19 protein-coding genes and 1 pseudogene are annotated in these 17,786 nt (G+C 66.4%); 5 read left to right on the top strand and 15 right to left on the bottom strand.

The genetic code is table 11. From position 1 onward, the window contains the following. The first annotated feature begins 171 nt into the window (after positions 1-171). Complete coding sequence (locus GA0115259_RS07880; RefSeq protein WP_093592886.1) at positions 172-891, top strand: maltokinase N-terminal cap-like domain-containing protein; 720 nt, start codon at positions 172-174, stop codon at positions 889-891. 142 nt (positions 892-1,033) lie between these two features. Here GA0115259_RS07880 and GA0115259_RS07875 read toward each other — a convergent pair whose 3' ends face one another. Beyond that, positions 1,034-1,894, bottom strand: a complete 861-nt coding sequence (locus GA0115259_RS07875) for an SMI1/KNR4 family protein (protein WP_093592883.1) — start codon at positions 1,892-1,894, stop codon at positions 1,034-1,036. Next, positions 1,894-2,220, bottom strand: coding sequence for a deoxyxylulose-5-phosphate synthase (locus GA0115259_RS41605; protein WP_093592880.1), 327 nt, complete (start codon positions 2,218-2,220; stop codon positions 1,894-1,896). The genes GA0115259_RS07875 and GA0115259_RS41605 overlap by 1 nt, the downstream gene beginning before the upstream one ends. A gap of 120 nt (positions 2,221-2,340) precedes the next feature. Here GA0115259_RS41605 and GA0115259_RS07865 point away from each other — a divergent pair, with 120 nt between their 5' ends. Both GA0115259_RS07865 and GA0115259_RS07860 read left to right on the top strand, forming a co-directional pair. Beyond that, positions 2,341-2,625 carry a hypothetical protein gene (locus GA0115259_RS07865; RefSeq protein WP_237539842.1) on the top strand — a complete coding sequence of 95 codons (285 nt, stop codon included), beginning with the start codon at positions 2,341-2,343 and terminating at the stop codon, positions 2,623-2,625. A 112-nt stretch (positions 2,626-2,737) separates the two neighbouring features. Beyond that, the gene (locus GA0115259_RS07860; protein WP_093592889.1) at positions 2,738-3,130 is read left to right on the top strand and encodes a hypothetical protein; all 393 of its coding nucleotides are present in this window, start codon (positions 2,738-2,740) and stop codon (positions 3,128-3,130) included. A gap of 11 nt (positions 3,131-3,141) precedes the next feature. Here the strand turns inward: GA0115259_RS07860 and GA0115259_RS07855 are convergent, their stop codons facing one another. The 4 genes from GA0115259_RS07855 to GA0115259_RS07840 form a co-directional block, all read right to left on the bottom strand. Further along, complete coding sequence (locus GA0115259_RS07855) at positions 3,142-4,419, bottom strand: helix-turn-helix domain-containing protein (protein ID WP_237539841.1); 1,278 nt, start codon at positions 4,417-4,419, stop codon at positions 3,142-3,144. 149 nt (positions 4,420-4,568) lie between these two features. After that, complete coding sequence (locus GA0115259_RS07850; protein WP_237539840.1) at positions 4,569-5,210, bottom strand: TnsA-like heteromeric transposase endonuclease subunit; 642 nt, start codon at positions 5,208-5,210, stop codon at positions 4,569-4,571. Positions 5,211-5,541: 331 nt separating this feature from the next. After that, positions 5,542-5,931, bottom strand: a complete 390-nt coding sequence (locus GA0115259_RS07845; RefSeq protein ID WP_093592874.1) for a hypothetical protein — start codon at positions 5,929-5,931, stop codon at positions 5,542-5,544. A 39-nt stretch (positions 5,932-5,970) separates the two neighbouring features. Beyond that, positions 5,971-6,273, bottom strand: a complete 303-nt coding sequence (locus GA0115259_RS07840) for a hypothetical protein (RefSeq protein ID WP_093592871.1) — start codon at positions 6,271-6,273, stop codon at positions 5,971-5,973. Positions 6,274-6,372: 99 nt separating this feature from the next. Between GA0115259_RS07840 and GA0115259_RS07835 the strand changes: the two genes are divergently transcribed. Then, positions 6,373-6,750, top strand: a complete 378-nt coding sequence (locus GA0115259_RS07835; protein ID WP_093592868.1) for a hypothetical protein — start codon at positions 6,373-6,375, stop codon at positions 6,748-6,750. A gap of 10 nt (positions 6,751-6,760) precedes the next feature. Here the strand turns inward: GA0115259_RS07835 and GA0115259_RS07830 are convergent, their stop codons facing one another. The 7 genes and pseudogenes from GA0115259_RS07830 to dnaB all read right to left on the bottom strand — a co-directional run bounded on the left by GA0115259_RS07830 (position 6,761) and on the right by dnaB (position 15,034). Beyond that, entirely contained in the window at positions 6,761-8,764 is a 2,004-nt protein-coding gene (locus GA0115259_RS07830) for a helix-turn-helix domain-containing protein (RefSeq protein ID WP_256097942.1), read from the bottom strand. Between the two features lie 210 nt (positions 8,765-8,974). After that, a pseudogene (locus tag GA0115259_RS41600) lies at positions 8,975-9,415 on the bottom strand (TniQ family protein); the annotation flags it as partial. Then, positions 9,412-9,915, bottom strand: coding sequence for a hypothetical protein (locus GA0115259_RS41595; protein ID WP_237539839.1), 504 nt, complete (start codon positions 9,913-9,915; stop codon positions 9,412-9,414). The pseudogene GA0115259_RS41600 and the gene GA0115259_RS41595, both read right to left, overlap by 4 nt. Before the next feature lie 26 nt (positions 9,916-9,941). After that, on the bottom strand, positions 9,942-10,529 hold the full coding sequence (locus GA0115259_RS41590; RefSeq protein WP_256097941.1) for an ATP-binding protein: 588 nt from the start codon (positions 10,527-10,529) through the stop codon (positions 9,942-9,944). Beyond that, on the bottom strand, positions 10,526-12,655 hold the full coding sequence (locus tag GA0115259_RS07820) for a helix-turn-helix domain-containing protein (protein WP_093592862.1): 2,130 nt from the start codon (positions 12,653-12,655) through the stop codon (positions 10,526-10,528). Before GA0115259_RS07820 ends, GA0115259_RS41590 begins: the two co-directional genes overlap by 4 nt. Then, positions 12,652-13,359: a TnsA-like heteromeric transposase endonuclease subunit gene (locus tag GA0115259_RS07815; RefSeq protein WP_093592859.1), complete on the bottom strand. Its 708-nt coding sequence runs from the start codon at positions 13,357-13,359 to the stop codon at positions 12,652-12,654. The genes GA0115259_RS07820 and GA0115259_RS07815 overlap by 4 nt, the downstream gene beginning before the upstream one ends. A gap of 196 nt (positions 13,360-13,555) precedes the next feature. Then, positions 13,556-15,034 carry a replicative DNA helicase gene (dnaB, locus tag GA0115259_RS07810; RefSeq protein WP_093592856.1) on the bottom strand — a complete coding sequence of 493 codons (1,479 nt, stop codon included), beginning with the start codon at positions 15,032-15,034 and terminating at the stop codon, positions 13,556-13,558. Between the two features lie 422 nt (positions 15,035-15,456). Here dnaB and GA0115259_RS07800 point away from each other — a divergent pair, with 422 nt between their 5' ends. Next, positions 15,457-16,794: an MATE family efflux transporter gene (locus GA0115259_RS07800; RefSeq protein ID WP_093592849.1), complete on the top strand. Its 1,338-nt coding sequence runs from the start codon at positions 15,457-15,459 to the stop codon at positions 16,792-16,794. A 178-nt stretch (positions 16,795-16,972) separates the two neighbouring features. Here the strand turns inward: GA0115259_RS07800 and rplI are convergent, their stop codons facing one another. Beyond that, entirely contained in the window at positions 16,973-17,419 is a 447-nt protein-coding gene (gene rplI / locus GA0115259_RS07795; protein ID WP_093592846.1) for a 50S ribosomal protein L9, read from the bottom strand. 18 nt (positions 17,420-17,437) lie between these two features. Then, positions 17,438-17,674: a 30S ribosomal protein S18 gene (gene rpsR, locus GA0115259_RS07790; protein WP_003967857.1), complete on the bottom strand. Its 237-nt coding sequence runs from the start codon at positions 17,672-17,674 to the stop codon at positions 17,438-17,440. Positions 17,675-17,786 lie beyond the last annotated feature (112 nt).

The following is a 17,786-nucleotide window of genomic DNA, read 5'->3' as shown; positions in this document are numbered from 1 at the left end:
TCCCCGCCCACCACCCCCCACCTACCCGCGTACGACGCACCCACGAGAGCCCGACGCCCGTCCCCGGCACCCGGGGACGGGCGTCTCCCGTTCGTCCTCGCAGGTGAGGTAGGTTCCCGTATCGCTCGGCAGACGGCGAGCGCATGTTGGCGAGTAAGGAAAGGTCGGGACATGGCTGTCATCCACAGAACGACAGTGACGCCGGGCAAGTTGGAGCTTCTCGCATCGTGGCTTCCCGCGCAGCCCTGGTACCTCGGCAACGGGCCGGAGCCGAAGCTCACCAAGGCCGGCGGCTTCCGGCTCGACGATCCGGAGGGAGAGGTCGGGATCGAGTTCATGGTGGTCACCGACGATTCCGGTGACCAGCCGCTCGCCTACCACGTACCACTCACCTACCGTGGGGCACCGCTCGACGATGCCGAGCAGGCGCTGATCGGTACCGCCGAGCACGGCGTGCTGGGACGACGGTGGATCTACGACGGAACCCATGACCCGGTTCTGGTGGCCCAACTGTTCGCCCTTATGACCGGCGAGGCCGAGCCACAGGCCCAGAGCACGAGCAACAGCCCCGACCCGACTGTCACCGGCCACTTCGCACCGACCGGCCATGGAACGCCGATCCACCTCACGGCGGTGACCGACGGACCGCACGGCACCGATCTCCTCGTACGGACCACCGCCACGGCCGAGCCCACCTCACCGACCGGCCAACTGACCATCCGAGTGAACCGCGTCCTCCAGCCCACCACGGCTGGCTCATCCGCCCACGAGGCAGCCCTCTTGGGCCACATCACCGCCAACTGGCTCCTGCCGGACGGCTCCACGTCCCGCGGCCAGTTCGCCACCGCCCACGCCACCACGCTCCCAGCCCACGCCCAAGCCGACCAGTAGTCTCCGGACAGTCCGTGTAGGTTCTCTGCTTCGATGTCATGCAGGCAACCGCATGACCGGCGGCTTCGCACCGTTCTCAAACGGATGACACAGCTCCGGATTCTCAGCACGATGACATATCCGCGCGATGGCGGGGAGCTGCTTAGCCCTCCTCCTCCGTGGCCTCGTCCCAGCTCGGTAGGGAGACACCGGCTGCCGTCGTCATCCGAAGAACCTCACAGCCCATGAGCCGTACGGCATCGAAGAGGCGCTGTCGGACCCGTTCGCTGTCCTCGGGCGGGAAGCTGATACGGATCTGGTGAGGGCGGGACATGTCGTAGGTGAGCAACCAGTCGGTGTCGACGGTCGCGAAATGGTCCTGCCCGCTCTCGCCGTGCTCCGACCGCCACGAGCCGCGGTCTGCGATAGGGGTCAGGGCCTCCCGGAGCACGCGCAGGCGCTCGGGATGAGCCAGAGGTCCTTCGGTCAAGCGCAGGCACCGGTGGACACGTCGCCGGAAGGCGTTGAACCACGGTGCAAGGCCCGGTTCCATGTCCCCGAGCAGCCGGGAAGTGACGTGTCCGCCTGCCCAGCCTTCGACGAACCCGGCTGCGCCCATGGCGAAGGTCTCGTACTGACCGTCCCGGCTCCAGACAACAACGGGCCAGTCCTGCGGGTCCCCGGCGGTGAGCCAGCACAGCCGGTCGGCGTCCATGGTGGTTCCCCAGACCAACAGCCCACCTGGAGACGGGTGCAGCGGGTACGGGTACCGTTCGCCGTCCCTCTCGGGCGTCCCCGACGGTCGTCCGCTCTGCCATTCGACGCCGTTGTACTGACTCGCGCCGAACGGTGTCCGCAGATAGACGAAGTCGCAGAACTCCCCCCACCCGTAGGTCTCGACCAGCCGCTTGTAGTCCTCGGGCAGCCGCACACCGAGCGCGTTCTCGGGGACGGTCCAGTCCCCGCTGGCATCAATGGGTGTGGCTGGCGGCGCAACGAGGCGCGTCAGGCTGTGGCTTCCCATCAGGTCACCTGCCGCACGAGTGCCTTGGCCACGGGCTCGCCAGTACGCCTCGCATACGTCATCCGCTCCCGCACCTCGCGAAGCGTGCGGGGCCGGTACCCGGGGCCGCCACAGCAGCTCTTGTGGAAACCCACACCTGCGTTCACTAGGACCGAGAGAGTCCGCCAGGCCGCGGTGTCCCGTCGCCGGGGCGCGGCGAAAGCCGACCCCACGTGGGTCAGCGGCTCCGAGCAGCGCGGACAGATCCGGTGCCGTTCCCTGTCGTAGGGCTGCTTGTACGAGGCCCGGCAGGGCAGGCAGACGTACGAGGTCTTCGCGTGGGCCATGTCACCAGCCTAAACAACGCCCCGTGACGAATTCGACGGGTATTTCAGGGGCCGTGAACGGACAGAGAGAGCGAGCTGGCCGCCTGACGGATCCGCTCCGACGTTCGAGATGATGGAGCGGTGTCCCTTCGTTACTTCAATCAGACCGGCTGGACTGCCATCTTCAACGGCACCGAGACCGGCCGCATGGTGCGCGTAGAGGGCTGGGATCAGGCGACCGGAACGGCCCTGGTGGTCGACCCCAAGCGAGGCGCCTTGCGACTGGTCACGGATTACGAGGACTTCTCCCACCTGGAGCGAGCCGACCAGGTCGTTGCTGCGGTGCCCGGCGGTGGGTGGAGGCCCACTGGACGGACCAGGGACCGGGTGGGACTCCTCTTACTGAGCAGGTCCTGGCCTGGCTGATCACCTCTCAGGGGCGGGCAACTGCTATCACGATCGATGCGTACGGCCATGTCGAAGACGCCGACAGCGCCGACACCTTCATCCCGCCAGGTGAGGAACTGAAGTGACCGCCTTGGGCCGGGATCGGGCAACGCCAGCACCAACTGAGCTTCGTTCCGAAGCCGAGTGGGACGGCCCCTACTATCGCGTCCGAACCGGTGGCTTCGAGGCTTTCTTCCTCCCGAACCCTGGTGAGGTACTCGACGAGGTCTGCAACGTCGATGCTGAGGTTCGTCTCCCCGATGGCTCACGCTGGAGTGCGACGATCTTCACAGTCACCGAGGTCAGCCGGTTGATGAAGAGGTGGGAGGAGACAGGAGAAGCGGCAGGTTGTCGGTGCTCCTGGTGCTCGGACGGGCTGATCGTTCGAGATCCCGGCATCCGGGAGATGGTGATCGTGATCGCCGAGCTGCTTGCGTCGGGAGAGTTCGAAGGGGCCTTCCACCGTCTGGACGACTCGGTGTGAGTTCCGATGCCTCATGACTGTGCATCGCATTGAAGTGTCCGGATCGCCCTGAGCACCTTCCTCCCCAAAGGGGTCAGTGTCATCGGCCGTCTCCGTTCGGCTCTCACCAGCAGTGGTCCGCCGAGCTCTCGCTCGATCCGGTTGATCTGCGCGACAAGAGTGAACATGTTGAGGCCGAGACCGCTTGCTGCGGCACCGAGGCTCGGATAGGCAGATGCAGCCGCGAATCGGCTCAGGCGTTCGCTGGCACCCTGGCCGCCGAGTGCCGGCCGGAGGATGCGTGGCGCTCGGCTGGCCTGGTCGATGGCCCGAAGTGCCTGGCTGTGGCTGGCGCCTCCGCGTGATCGCAGCGGGACGTTGTGGGTCTTGGCCCAGCGCGCCATGTTCGCGGTACTCATGCCCTTCTTGTGTGCGAGATCTGCAAGGGTCCGGCGGCGGTGGACGTACTGCTCGATCAGCCAGTCCCGTTCGACGGTTCCTCGGCGCCTGTAGTCCTGCGGGCCTTCGCGGAGCGGGACTTCATACTCATGCGCGAGACCGGTCAGCACGCTGCGAGAGAAACCGGTGAGGGCGGCCATCTGGTTCAGGGATTGGTGCTCGTCCAAGTAAAGGCGGACGAAGGTCTCCTTCGCCACGTCCTGGCGGGCCTTGCGCCGGACCTGGCCCGTCGCCCGGGCGGCAGACTTCGTCGGCGGTGGTGCAGGGGCAGGGTGCTCGTGCAAGGCGAGGCGGATTGCCTCGACGGTGGTGCCGAGGGCCTCAGCCGCGTACTGAACCGGGTTCTTGCGCGGGCGGACAAGGCGGTGTAGGTGGGGGATGTCGATGCGAGCGAGGTCGGGACCCGGTAGGTCCAGCCCGTCGAGCAGGGAGGTGGGCGGCTGCCAGATCACCGGCTCGTCGTCGATGTCGTGGGCTGCCAGGAAGTCCCTGGCAACACGGTCCAGTTCCCCGGCCAGCTCGGGTGTTTGCAGGACTGCGGCGCGGGCTGCCTCGGCCTTGAAGGGTGCTTCGTCGACCTTGCGGTAGCCGGGTGCGTCTTCGGTTGGCAAGCCGCTGATGCGTTGGAACAGCCGACAGCGGATGATTTGCTCTCGTCGGCCTTGGCCGGGCGATGTGCCGGTGCGGCGGCAGATGTCCAGCCAGAGCTCGTGCGGCAGCAGGCTGCTGTAGTCGAGGCGGCGGCGACGCTGGTAGTCGATGGGGATGTCGTTGGAGTCGAGGTAGTCGGCCAGGCGGACCAGGGCGATCGTCATGTCCGGCCATAGCGGCTGATCGTTCAGCAGTTGCAAGATCCGGGAGATGTCGATGCCGTCAGCAACTGCGCCGAGGTGCCGGGCCGCGTCCTCAAGGCTGGTCCGGCTGCCGACGATCAGGAGAGCGCTGGCCAGGACAGGCGCGAGAACACGGGGGTAGACCCCTTCCGACGGGGTGAGCCGTACTACCCAGGACGGCCAGAACGTGCTGGGTATGCTCCGGGCTCGCCGCGCTGCAAGGAGACTCCGTCGAGCTCAGCGCCACGGAGCTCGTCAACGAGCGCACGATCGAACAGCCAGTCTCTGCGGTAGCCCGACAAGAAACGGATGTTCTCCAGCTCAGTCGCAGGTGGCTCGCTCCAGACCTCGTACTTCCACCCGCGAACCTCCACCGCCTCACGGGTCCAATCGAACGTGAAAGCCACCTCCGGCTTGGACAGCCGGTGCGATGGCTTTACATCCACGACCACGGGCCCCTCGTCGGTGACCAGGAGGTAGTCCGGGATGTGCTTGCGCACAGCCTCGTCCACCTGGGCCTTGAGCAGAAATGGCTGGGCCACGATGCGCCGTACGGACGGATCGAAATCAGCGAAGAGGAGCCTCGCCAGTTCGAGGCGCGACTCGTAGATGACGTGGTCACGCATTGTGGCGGACCAGTAGGTGCCCGAGTAGTGCCGCTGGCCCCTGTACCAGCGGAAGGTCCGCCAGGGTGTCGCCGCCGCAAGCCCATCGATCGAGGACCCAGCCCACTCCCGGTTCTCAACCAGCCTGCCGCTCGCGCTCCGCAGGCTCACGGTGATCGATGCCGCGCTCAGCTCTGCCGCCATGAGTCACCCCCGGATCGTCGGCAGCCTCCGCGAGCGCTACGTTCGCATCCGTGCGAGGCTCCGACGCCAGGCCCGGGGCAAGGTCACCCAAACGAGTGATGGCGGTGAACAGCGATTCTCAATCCCGTGTCGGTTCGGCCAGTCAGATGACATTGCGACTGAGAAAATGACACGGGATTTGAGAACCTACATCCGGTGTAGGTTCTCGCTTTCGGTGTCATGTGCCGACGCTGTGACCTGGACGTTCCCCTTCAGTCTCACGACGTGTCGGCAGGCGGCTGTCTCAGATCGGTGTCATTTCCTCAGACTGACCAGCCGGCTGCGCCGGACCTCATGAGCTTGCATCGGCGGCCGCCCGTTCCATCCGCACCTTCACTGCTTGCTCAATGCGGTTGACGATCTCCTTCTTGGACGCCGTGTCCAAGGTCTCCGGGATCTTGTCGAAGGTGTCGGGAAGGACGTCGAGGAGACCCCAGATCTGTTCGCCGGTGTTGACGGTCAGTAGTTGCTGGCACCTCCACTGCAGCGGCACCTCGGGACGGTGCGTGAGCCGCTGCACGAGTGTCGGGAACAGATAGTGCGTCGCCTCTGCGGCGAGGTGCTCTCGTAGCCAGTCGACCGGGAGCCGCTGGCTGAAGCCATGCATGGCGGCCTCCTGGGCCAGGTCCAGGAGCTGAGCGGTGTCGACGGCTCGGACGGTGCGGGGAAGGGTCGGGGTCATGTCGCGATGATGCCAAGAAGCTTCCGCGGGGCCGAGCGGTCAGCAGGGCCGGGATGCGATCTGGCGACGGGCAGGGCCCCAGACTTCCTCGAACTCTTCGCAGGTGAGTTGTTCGGGGTCGTGGCCTTCCCATTCCGAGATGGGCAGCTCGGCTGTGATCCCGAACCTGCTGTCGTACTCATCGAGACGGCCTGCGTCGTAGGCCCGCTGCCACTCGGCGAGGGAGGCAGCTGCGATCGGAGTCAGCTCAGGCCCTTCGAGTTCGACCTGCCGGATCACCCAGCCTTCGGCGTCGACCTCAAAGTAGAACCAGACATCTTCCTCGTCCCAGTAGCAGCGCATCCATGTCTTCACGAGCCCATGATGGCGGCGGTCTGCGCGCCAGCCGGTGCGGTGTCAATTCCTGTGGATGGTCACCTGGACAACTGGGATGCTCCTGCTGTGACCACCACGACGAGCAAACTGCAGACCGACGCCGGATGGGACGGCTCCTATTACCGCGTCCTCGCCGAAGGATTCGAGGCACTGTTCCTCCCGAGCCCTGACGAGGTGCTCGATGAGGTCTGCAATGTGGATGTCGAGGTTCACCTCCCCGATGGCTCTCGCTGGAGTGCGACGATCTTCACCCTCGCCGAGGTGGACCGGCTGATGAGGTGGTGGGAGGGGACCGGAGAAGCGGCAGGGGGCCAGTGCTTCTGGTGCTCGGACGGGCTGATCGTTCGAGACCCTGGCATCCAAGGCATGGTGGGCGTGATCACCAAGCTGCTTGCGTCGGGAGAGTTCGACGGGGCCTTTCATCGCCTTTCCGACCCGGAGTGAACTTCGGGTTTCATGCCCCTGCACCATCTTGAGACGTTCGAATAGCTCTGAGCACCCTCTTCCCCAAGGGGGTCAGCGTCATGGGCCGGCCACGTTCGGCTCTGACCAGCAGCGGTCCGCCGAGCTCTCGTTCGATCCGGTTGATCTGCGCGACGAGGGTGAACGCGTTGAGACCGAGGCCGCTCGCCGCCGCGCCGAGACTGGGAAAGGCGGCTGCAGCCGCGAATCGGCGCAAGCGTTCACTGGCACCCTGACCGCTTAGTGCTGGCCGGAGGACGCGCGGCGCTCGATGGGCCTGGTCGGCAGCGCGAAGTGCCTGGCTGTGGCTGGCTCCTCCGCGTGATCGCAGCGGGACGTTGTGGGCCTTGGCCCAGCGGGCCATGTTCGCGGTGCTCATGCCGGCTTCTCGGGCGAGGTCCGGCAGGGTCCGGCGGCGGTGGACGTACTGGTCGATGAGCCAGTCCCGTTCGACGGTGCCGCGGCGCTTGTAGTCCTGTGGCCCCTCCCGGAGCGGGATGCCGTACTCGTTGGCGAGATCGGTCAGCACCCTGCGAGAGAAACCGGTGATCACGGCGATCTGCCGAAGGGACCGATGTTCGTCGAGGTAGAGCTGGATCAAGCGCTCTGCCGGGATGGCTTGCCGGGCTTGCTGCCGGGTGCGGCCGGTGGCTCTGGCGGTGGTCTTCGTTAGTGGAGGTGCGGGGGCTGGGTGCTCGTCGAAGACATGACGGATGGCCTCGACGGTTGTGCCCAGGGCCCGTGCGGCGTGCTGAATGGGGTGCTGGCGTTCGCGGACGAGCTGGTGCAGGCGGGGCAGGTCGACGTCCCCGGGGTCGGGTCCGGGAAGGGAGAGCCCGGACAGCAAGGTGGTGGGAGGCTGCCAGGTCACAGGCTCGTCGTGGATGTGGTGCGAGGCCAGGAATTCGAGGGCTTCCTGCTGGAGGGCGTGTGCGAGTTCGGGGGTCTGAAGCGCGGTGAAGTGCAAGGATGTCGCCCGGAACTCTGCGCTGTCGAGCCCGCCCAGGTCGTCGGGGAGAGACTCAACGGGCAGGCCGCTGAGACGTTGGAAGAGCTGGCTGCGGGCGATGCGTTCGCGCCTTCCGGTCCCCGGCGGTGTTCCGGTGCGGCGGCAGATCTCCAGCCAACGGTCATGGAGAAGCAGGCCGGTGTAGTCCAGGAGCCGACGTCGGCCGTAATCGATGGAGATGTCATCGGTGTCGATGTGGTCGGCGAGGCGGTCCAGGGCGGTGACGATGTCCGGCCATTGCGGAAGGTCGTCGAGTTCCTGGAGGAGGCGTGAGATCTCGATGCCGTCGACGACGTCGCCGGCCAGTCCGGCAGCCTGGTCCAAGGACATGCGGCTGTCGGGGATCAGCAGCAGGGCGGCGAGGACGGGGGCCAAGGCCCGTGCATGGATTCCTGCAGGCGGTGCGAGCCGGACTGTCCAGGACGGCCAGAACATCGTGGGGATCTTCCTGGCTCGCTGCTCGATGTCCCGTCTGGTTCTTACCGGTCGGCGGGGAGTCTCGGTCGTGATGCGGTAACGGAGGTGCTCGCTGGGGCGGAGGGAAGAGGCGAGGGCGGCCAGGTGCACGGACTGCAGCACCGGGCTGATTCCCTGGCCCCAGTCGTCGATGCTGGTCACCGAGATCTGCGTGAGCTCCTCGCGTACTGATTCCAGGAGGACTCGCAGGACCTCGCCGGCCGAATGGATCCCTGGCTGTTGAAGGATGCCCAGAGCCATGGTGACCGCGACGGCGGTGTCCGCGGCTCGTGGCGGGGCCATGAACCCCGGGCGGTCCGCCGCCAGTTCGGTGCGCGGGACGACCGGATCGGTGGCGAGGTGCGCTTCTGCGATGTCGGCCGGCATCTGTTCACGCAGGACAGCAGCGGGCAAGTCGCTCAGGACGCGGATGCCCAGGGCCCGGATGTCGGCCAGCACTGCCGGTGTCGGCTGGGGAACAGCCCGGTAGGGGCCGAAGGCCACCGTTGCCCCGTCGATGATCTCCAGCACCAGGTCCTGGGCCATGAGAACCGGATGGCCAAGAGGCAGGCAAAGCGTTGGAGCACAGGTCAGATCGGCGCCGCAGCCAGCCGAAATCGGACCGCCGGGGCGGATCGGCGGATTGCCGCAGAGTTCAGGCCGGGGAACGGACCGCCCGGAGCGGGGCCGCTGCCGCGGAACCCGCCCGCAGTGCGGACAACAGTCCGCCAGCAGTCGACGGTGCCGGGTGCAAGTGAAGGAGAAACCGAGCCTCCAGGACAACTGCCAGCGCCCCTCGCTGGAGCGGAGACAGTCCGGGCAGAACCGGGACCCCCGTCCGCGTCCCCATAGGACATGCCGTGTCACAGCCCGGCCTTCGGGACTCAGCTGCAGGGCCCGTCCGTCATAGTGCGCCAGGGTCATGGCAGTGACCACCTCCGGGACGGTTCCAGTGGCGTGCGCGACGGCAGCAGTCAACCGATCATCAAGGAAAATCGTCCAATCAGCCGGGATGCCCCGGAACTGGTTCCCCGCCCGCTGCCGGACCGGGAAACCGAAGTACAGCAGGACATCACCGAGTGTGGTGTCCAGCCTCCTGGCCGTCGCCTCCAGCCAGGAGTCCAGCGCCTCGCCGGGCAATGGAGGCAGCCGGATCGGGAGGGTGCGGGCCGACGCCCTCATGCGGCTCGTCGGCCCCGGGACCGGGGACGGCTGGTCAGCCGCTTCTTCTCCAGCGCGGCCTGAAGTTCGAGGCGGGCCGCCTCGGACGCCTCATCGTTCTTCACCCGGTCCATCAACTCCTGGTCCAGCCGTTCAGCGCCGGTGCGGACCGCCCGCTGACAGCCGCGGTTGATCAGCGTCATCAGCGAACCGATGTGTCCGGTGCTGCGGGCGAAGAGGTAGTCCGACAGGTCGTCCGCGAGCATGCCGGGGTGCTTGTCGGTGAGCACGACGCGCTGTTCGAGGGCCAGCAGCATCTGCCGCCATTCCCGGCGGCCAGCCTCCGCGTCGATGGTGAACGGGCGCAGTCCCAAGCGGGTGGTGCGGCGGCCGGTCTGGGCCAGAGCCGTGTCCCGCCCGTTCGTTCCCTCGCCGAACAGGCCCTTCTCCGCGAGTTCGACCCCCACCATCAGCAACGTCACCGGGAACTCATTGGCGATCCACTTCAGATGGTTGCTCACCTCGATGCCGCTCTTCTGTCCCCATTTCAAAAGTGCAGATCATCCAGAACCACCAGACGAACATCGCAGGACAACACACAGTCCAGCACCCGCCGTCCGAACTGGGCGGTGGTGCCCCGCCCCTGTCCGGGGTGGCCGAAGAACTCCAACATCGCCCGGTTGAGGTCCTTCATCCCAGTGTTCCCGGTCAGCCCAACCCGGCAGACCGGGATCCGTTCGTGCCCCTGGCTCGTGAACGGGCCCGACTCCTCGATCTCCCGCTGGTGAAAATCACGGGCGAAGGCAAGCACCGAGGTCGTCTTGCCCAGCCCCGGGAACGCGTCGACGGCCACCGCCCCCTTGGCCTTGTCACCGTCCTGCTCGTTACTGTCGACGATGTCCCACAAGTCCTCGTGGAGCTCCGCCAGTTGTGGTGTCTTGACCGGGCCGATGTTCGCGTGCCACTTCCGGCGCTGCCGGTCGTAGTCCGCCCTCTCTTGCGTGTCCAGGGACTTCAACTGCTTGCGGGTCAGCAGATCGGGCCGACTGCGGCGAGGGCCCTCGGCGAACGCCTTGAAGTCTTCCTTCCGCGACAGGGCAAGATTGTCCGGCTCCGGAACGCTGCTGTCGTTCACACGTCCTCCAGAGCATCAGCGTAGAAGTCGGTCTCCTCGGCGAGGTCCTCCAGATCCGCCTCGTCGTCATCCCCCGTCTCCGTCACCACGTCGGGCTCTCGTGGTTCCGCGGTCTCCTCGTCCTGGCCGAGGGCCTTGCGTACAGACGGAAGCGAGACGACAGTCTCCACCTCAATCTCCGGAAGCTCGATGGCAGCCTGCTCGCGCGAGAGCCGCAGGGCCATGCGCCGCTCGGCGATCGTGGTGCCCAGCCCGAGGTTCCACCGCTGAAGCAAGTCAGCGACGGCCAGCCGGTCGTCGGGAAAGCGATACTTCGAGGCCGCCAACTGCCGGGCAAACTTCAACGCGTCCTCACTCAGCGGCATCTCGGACGACGGTGCGTGCTCCCAGGTCAGGGTGTGCCATTCCCGGGTTGTGGGATTGCGGAAGTAGATCCGGGTGATGTCGTCGGGGTCCACTTGGAAGGGCCAGCCGTTCTTGACCGGACTGTCGTAGGGGCTGCGGATGCCCGGCTCGGGCAGGCCGGGGCCGCTGTAGCGGCGGCGGCCGATCTCGACCCCGTAGTGCTGGACCGTGCGCCACTTCGTCTGCAGGAATTCAAAGGCCAGGTCCCGATCGCGGGGTGCTTCGATGTAGCCCGCCCGGGCCATGCCGTGCTCGAACATCTTCGCCGGGGACATCCGCAGTCCCGGCAGGCCCGGATCGACCAGGCTGGAGTGCGGCCTGCAGTGATAGACCGCTGCGGTCCACTCCCGGATCATTGCCTCAAGCTCGTCGAGGAAGAAGAAGGCGTCGTCCTCCGGGCTCTCGCCCCGCGAGTGGATGTCGGGCCCCTTGTAGCCGGGCAGCACCTGCAGCAGCCCCTCACGCAGGGTCCGGAAATAGCGCTCCACCGGCCCCTTGTCCCGGCCCGTCCGGAGCCGGGCCGGCTGGATGGAGATGCCCATCCGGCGGCAGACGCTGGTCAGATGCTCCGAGACATAGACCTTGCCGTGATCGACCACCAGCGTCTCGGGAACCAGAGGAGGCGAGGCCAACCCTGGTCCGGTGGCGCCCTCGACATCGACCAAGACGGTGCGGGGAATGCCGTGCTCGGGCCAGACCGCGTGCCGCGGCCAATCCCGCCCCGCCGGCCTCGGCCTGAACGACTGGAAGAGCACCGCGCTGACATCCACCGCCTTCGTCGAGACCGGCGTCAGCCGAATCCCCGTGATGCAGCGGGTGTACCAGTCCATCCCGACACTCAACTCGGCCTGAACCCACTTGAGCGTCAGCGGATCGAACGCGAAAACGTCCAGCCGGGTGGAGTCCATCAGCAAGTACTCACCCGGCCGCGTCGGCCGCAGCTTGCCGTACTGACCCTCCGGCCGACCGGCGATATCCCGGTTGCGCTTCGTACTCAGCCGGAACAGCGGATGCCGTCGCTCCAGCTCCTCCAGCAGCCGAAACGCCGTCGCCCGACTCGGCTGCGGCACCGCCCCCTCACCGAACCGCGCAACCACCCGAGCCCGGGTCCGCTCGATCACCACCGTCCGCGACGGCCGCGACTGGTCGGTGTGCTCGACCATCACCTCCACCGCGGTCTCCACCCACCGGTCATCGACCGATGTCTGCGACCGCTCCGACCTCGTTCTCCTCGGTGCAAGCCCGGCCTCGCCATGCTGGAGAAATCCAGCGACCCAGCGCTCGATGGTGCGGGTCGTCACGCCAAGTTCCGCCGCCTTGGCTGCCTTCCTCGCCTCCATCGGCACTGCCGTGTCGTAGCTGGCCCTCGGCTCGTCGTCAGCCGCCAACTCCCCGCTGCCGGAGCGATAACCGGTCAGCACCTCGCGGACATGCCCAGCTCGCTCCAGAACCTTCTGTTTCTCCTCCGTATCGAGCTGTCCAAGGACCACGGAGGCGATCTCGCCCTCGTCATCCGCGGACGGTCCCGGGCCATCAGGGCTGACCGCAGCACGGTCAGAGAAAAGCAATTCCTTGAGCGACAGCCGCAGCAGCCGGCCATGACCATCCTTCAAGACCACTTCGTTGCCCGCTGTGGTCGCAGCCATCTCCACCACCTCGACGGATTCCCCGTCATAGCGGAAGCGCGTACCAACTCCGACGCGAGCGGCCGCCCTACTCACGCTGCCCTCCTCAAGACGTGCGAAGAGCCGATCGGCCGGTCGAGATCGGTTAAGAAGACCTGCGTCCAGAGCAAATGGTGGATCGCAGCACGGACTTGAGGTCCTGGACGATCCGGCAGACATCCCACAGCCTGCCCCAGAAGAACACCGTTGAGATCCGCATCCCGCAGCTCTCCCAGAATCTCGGGGCTGAAGAGCCAATCCCTGCGGTAGCCCGCCAGGAACCGAATGTTCTCCAGCTCTGCGGCCGGAGGCTCACTCCAGACCTCGTACTTCCATCCCCGCGATTCCACCACCTGCCGGGTCCAGTCGAAGGTGAACGCCACCTCTGACCTGGACAGTCGGTGCCACGGCTTGACGTCGACAACTACCGGCACCTGCCCGGTGAGTAGAAGATAGTCCGGGATGTGCCGTCGCACCTTCCCCTCCAGCACCGTCTGCAACAGAAAGGGCTGGGCCACGATGCCCCGTACGGACGGATCAAAATCGGCGAAGAGTAGGCGCGACAGCTCAAGTCGGGACTCGTAGATCACGTGGTTGCGCATCGTCGCCGACCAGTAGGTGCCCGAGTAGTGCTTCTGGTCCCTGTACCAGCGGAACGTCCGCCACGGATGAGCCGTATGCAGTGACGCCGGTGCCACAGAAGCCCAGGAACACTCTTCAACCCCGCCGCTGTGCCCACGAAAGCTGACCGTCGCTTCCATCCCACTCCCGAGTTGGAGTTGCCCTCGGCAGCACGATGCTCCCGTCCAACACGCCGACGGGAGCACATCAGCAACACCTTCACTCGAACGAGGTACGGCAGCGACCTGCGAATCTCAGCTCAGTGTCGGATCCGACTTCGATCCGACATCGACCGTGAGATTCCGACACGAAATTTGAGACCCTACAACGGCCGCGTCAGGTCTGTGCCATGTCCACGAAGCGGGAGTAGTGGCCCTGGAAGGCCACCGTAATCGTGGCCGTCGGGCCGTTGCGGTGCTTGGCCACGATGAGGTCCGCCTCGCCTGCGCGGGGGGACTCCTTCTCGTAGGCGTCTTCGCGGTGCAGCAGGATCACCATGTCCGCGTCCTGCTCGATGGAGCCCGACTCTCGCAGGTCGGAGACCATCGGTTTCTTGTCCGTACGCTGCTCGGGACCACGATTGAGCTGTGAGAGCGCGATGACCGGCAGCTCCAGTTCCTTGGCGAGGAGCTTGAGGTTTCGCGACATGTCCGAGACTTCCTGCTGGCGGCTCTCGGCGCGTTTCGAGCCGCCGGACTGCATGAGCTGGAGATAGTCGATGACCACCAGCTTCAGGTCGTTGCGCTGCTTGAGACGACGGCACTTGGCGCGGATCTCCATCATCGAGAGATTCGGCGAGTCGTCGATATAGAGCGGGGCCTGCGACACGTCCGGCATACGGCGGGCCAGCCTGGTCCAGTCCTCGTCCGTCATCGTGCCGGAGCGCATATGGTGCAGCGCCACACGGGCCTCCGCCGACAGCAGACGCATCGCGATCTCGTTGCGGCCCATTTCGAGGGAGAAGATCACGCTGGGCAGGTTGTTCTTGATGGACGCGGCACGCGCGAAGTCCAGCGCGAGCGTGGACTTGCCCATCGCGGGACGGGCGGCGATGACGATCATCTGGCCTGGGTGCAGACCGTTGGTGAGGGAGTCGAAGTCCGTGAAGCCCGTCGGCACACCGGTCATCTCTCCGCTGCGGGAACCGATCGCCTCGATCTCGTCGAGCGCGCCCTCCATGATGTCGCCGAGCGGCAGATAGTCCTCACTGGTCCGCTGCTCGGTCACCGCATAGATCTCGGCCTGGGCGGAGTTGACGATCTCGTCGACATCGCCGTCGGCCGCGTATCCCATCTGCGTGATCTTGGTGCCGGCCTCGACCAGCCGTCGCAGCACCGCCCGCTCATGGACGATCTCCGCGTAGTACGAAGCGTTCGCCGCGGTCGGCACCGACTGGACGAGTGTGTGCAGATACGAGGCGCCGCCGATGCGGGTGATCTCCCCGCGCCTGGTCAGCTCGGCCGCCACCGTGATCGGGTCGGCCGGCTCACCCTTCGCATAGAGGTCGAGGACCGCCTGGAAGACGGTCTCGTGCGCGGGCCGGTAGAAGTCATGGCCCTTGATGATCTCCACGACATCGGCGATGGCGTCCTTGGACAGCAGCATGCCGCCGAGGACGGACTGCTCGGCGTCGAGATCCTGCGGAGGAACCCGCTCGAAACCCGTCGATCCGCCGTCCCAGACCCCGGTGTCACGGCCACGCTCGTGCTGCTCCTCGCGGCCCCGGCCCTCACCACGGCGCTGCCGGGAGACAGGCAGACGGTCACTGGGACCGGCATCGGTCCAAGGCTCGTCCAATGGCTCGGGAATGCTCACCGGCCACCTCCTCACGTCCGCCCTGCGGACCTCGCCGTGCCACTGTTTCTACGGCACGACACTGACAAAACGAGAGGCCTGACTCCGGTTCCTGCGCGTCGGACGCCGGTCCACGGTAGGCCCGTCTGCACCGTCAGCCAATCTGGTTATCCACAGGCCATGTGGACGACGGACCAGATGCTGTGGAGAACCCCGGCGAACCTGTGCACGGACCGGGGGACAGCACTGTGGACAAAGTCATGGCGACCTCTTCGCACCCCATCTGAGCTGGCCTTTTTCCATCCACCGGCTGTGGGGAAGAAAAACTTTCCCGACTGGACCAAGATCAGAACAAACAGCGCACAGCAGAGCCCTCACCGAACAGCCAGGTAAGGAGTCCAGTGGCATTGTGTCGCTTACCTGTGGAAGATTAGATTGACCGCATGACACAGGCCCCCGCGGGATCCAGAACCCTAAGGCGACGGCACGACCGCGAGATTCTCGCCCTCGCCGTTCCCGCCTTCGGCGCTCTTGTCGCCGAGCCGCTCTTCGTGATGGTGGACAGCGCGATCGTCGGCCATCTCGGCACCCCGCAACTGGCCGGACTGGGTATCGCGGCGGCCCTGCTCACCACCGCGGTGAGCATCTTCGTCTTTCTCGCCTACGCCACCACCGCGGCCGTCGCCCGCCGCGTCGGCGCCGGCGATCTCCAGGGCGCCATCCGTCAGGGCATGGACGGTATCTGGCTCGCCCTGCTTCTCGGCGCCGCCGTCATCGCCGCCACCCTGCCCACCGCACCATGGCTCATCGATCTCTTCGGAGCGTCGGACACCGCTGCCCCCTACGCCATCACCTATCTGCGAATCTCCAGTCTGGGTATCCCGGCCATGCTGGTCGTACTGGCTGCGACCGGAGTACTGCGCGGGCTCCAGGACACCCGGACACCGCTCTCTGTCGCCATCGGCGGATTCGGCGCCAACGCGGCGCTCAATGCCGTACTTGTCTATGGTGCCGGTCTCGGTATCGCGGGCTCGGCCTGGGGCACGGTCATCGCCCAGTGCGCAATGGCCGCTGTCTATCTCGTAGTTGTCGTACGAGGAGCGCGCCGGCATGGCGCCTCGCTGCGGCCCGACTCCGCGGGGATACGGGCCAGCGCGCAGGCCGGCGTGCCTCTGCTGGTCCGTACGCTCTCGCTGCGCGCGGTGTTGATGATCGCCACCGCGGTCGCCGCACGCCTCGGCGACGCCGATGTGGCCGCGCACCAGATCATCCTGTCGCTGTGGAGTCTGATGGCCTTCGCACTCGACGCGATAGCGATCGCGGGCCAGGCGATCATCGGCCGCTATCTCGGCGCCGATGACATCAAGGGCGCCCGGGAGGCCTGTCGGAGCATGGTGCAGTGGGGAATCATCTCCGGTGTACTGCTCGGCGCTCTGATCGTGCTCGCGCGCCCGCTGTTCATCCCACTCTTCACCGGCGACCAGGTAGTACGGGACACCCTGCTGCCGGCCCTGCTGGTCGTGGCCATCTCCCAGCCGATCGCGGGCATTGTCTTCGTGCTGGACGGCGTACTGATGGGCGCGGGGGACGGCCCGTATCTCGCCGGAGCGATGCTGGTGACACTGGCGGTCTTCGCACCGGTCGCTCTGCTCGTCCCTGCCCTCGGCGGCGGTCTGACGGCGCTCTGGTGGGCGATGGGACTGATGATGGCGGTCCGCATGCTGACGCTCGGGCTACGCACGCGTTCCGGTCGCTGGCTCGTCACGGGCGCTACGCGCTGACACGGAGCACACCGACGCAGGGCGTCGACAGTGGCCGCTGTTTCACGTGAAACATCCGGGAGCGAGACATCCAGGCTCCCTGTTTCACGTGAAACAGCAGCGACAACAGCAAGAGGGCCGCACCCGGACGCCCGGACTGCGGCCCTCTCCATGCTCTGCCGAGCACCGAGCGCAGCGCTTACGCGGCGATGACCTCGATGCCGAGCTTCGCGGCGACCTCGGGGTGCAGACGCACAGACACCTGGTGCGAGCCCAGGGTCTTGATCGGCGCTCCCAGCTCGATACGACGCTTGTCGACGTCCGGGCCACCGGCGGACTTGATCGCCGAAGCGAGGTCGGCCGGTGTGACGGAGCCGAAGAGACGGCCGGCGTCGCCGGAGCGAACAGCCAACCGCACCTTGACGGCTTCGAGGCGGGCCTTGATCTCGTTGGCCTGCTCGATGGTCGCGATCTCGTGGATCTTGCGGGCGCGGCGGATCTGCGCCACGTCCTTCTCGCCACCCTTGGTCCAGCGGATCGCGAAACCGCGCGGGACCAGGTAGTTGCGAGCGTAGCCGTCCTTGACGTCGACGACGTCACCAGCGGCACCGAGGCCTGAGACCTCGTGGGTGAGGATGATCTTCATGAGTCGGTCACCCTTCCCTTATCGCGCGGTGGACGTGTAGGGCAGCAGCGCCATCTCACGGCTGTTCTTGACGGCCGTGGCGACATCACGCTGGTGCTGCGTGCAGTTGCCGGTGACGCGGCGGGCACGGATCTTGCCGCGGTCGGAAATGAACTTCCGCAGCATGTTCGTGTCCTTGTAGTCCACGTACTGGGTCTTGTCCTTGCAGAAAGCGCAGACCTTCTTCTTAGGCTTGCGCACAGGCGGCTTCGCCATGGTGTTTCTCCTGTGTGATCAAGAAGTGGGGTACGGGCCCGCCCTAGAAGGGAGGCTCGTCCGAGTAGCCGCCGCCGGAGCTTCCGCCCCAGCCGCCTCCATTGCCCCCGCC

The sequence above is a fragment of the Streptomyces sp. MnatMP-M17 genome, from assembly GCF_900091995.1.
Classification (GTDB): Bacteria; Actinomycetota; Actinomycetes; order Streptomycetales; family Streptomycetaceae; genus Streptomyces.
This window is presented reverse-complemented; position numbering and strand designations above follow the sequence as displayed.

What these genes read in the sequence shown, in the direction of transcription:
- GA0115259_RS07880 (WP_093592886.1), top strand. Translation starts at nt 172, where the DNA reads ATGGCTGTCATCCACAGAACGACAGTGACGCCGGGCAAGTTGGAGCTT.
- GA0115259_RS07875 (WP_093592883.1), bottom strand. Translation starts at nt 1,894, where the DNA reads ATGGGAAGCCACAGCCTGACGCGCCTCGTTGCGCCGCCAGCCACACCC.
- GA0115259_RS41605 (WP_093592880.1), bottom strand. Translation starts at nt 2,220, where the DNA reads ATGGCCCACGCGAAGACCTCGTACGTCTGCCTGCCCTGCCGGGCCTCG.
- GA0115259_RS07850 (WP_237539840.1), bottom strand. Translation starts at nt 5,210, where the DNA reads ATGGCGGCAGAGCTGAGCGCGGCATCGATCACCGTGAGCCTGCGGAGC.
- GA0115259_RS07845 (WP_093592874.1), bottom strand. Translation starts at nt 5,931, where the DNA reads ATGACCCCGACCCTTCCCCGCACCGTCCGAGCCGTCGACACCGCTCAG.
- GA0115259_RS07840 (WP_093592871.1), bottom strand. Translation starts at nt 6,273, where the DNA reads ATGCGCTGCTACTGGGACGAGGAAGATGTCTGGTTCTACTTTGAGGTC.
- GA0115259_RS07815 (WP_093592859.1), bottom strand. Translation starts at nt 13,359, where the DNA reads ATGGAAGCGACGGTCAGCTTTCGTGGGCACAGCGGCGGGGTTGAAGAG.
- GA0115259_RS07800 (WP_093592849.1), top strand. Translation starts at nt 15,457, where the DNA reads ATGACACAGGCCCCCGCGGGATCCAGAACCCTAAGGCGACGGCACGAC.
- rplI (WP_093592846.1), bottom strand. Translation starts at nt 17,419, where the DNA reads ATGAAGATCATCCTCACCCACGAGGTCTCAGGCCTCGGTGCCGCTGGT.
- rpsR (WP_003967857.1), bottom strand. Translation starts at nt 17,674, where the DNA reads ATGGCGAAGCCGCCTGTGCGCAAGCCTAAGAAGAAGGTCTGCGCTTTC.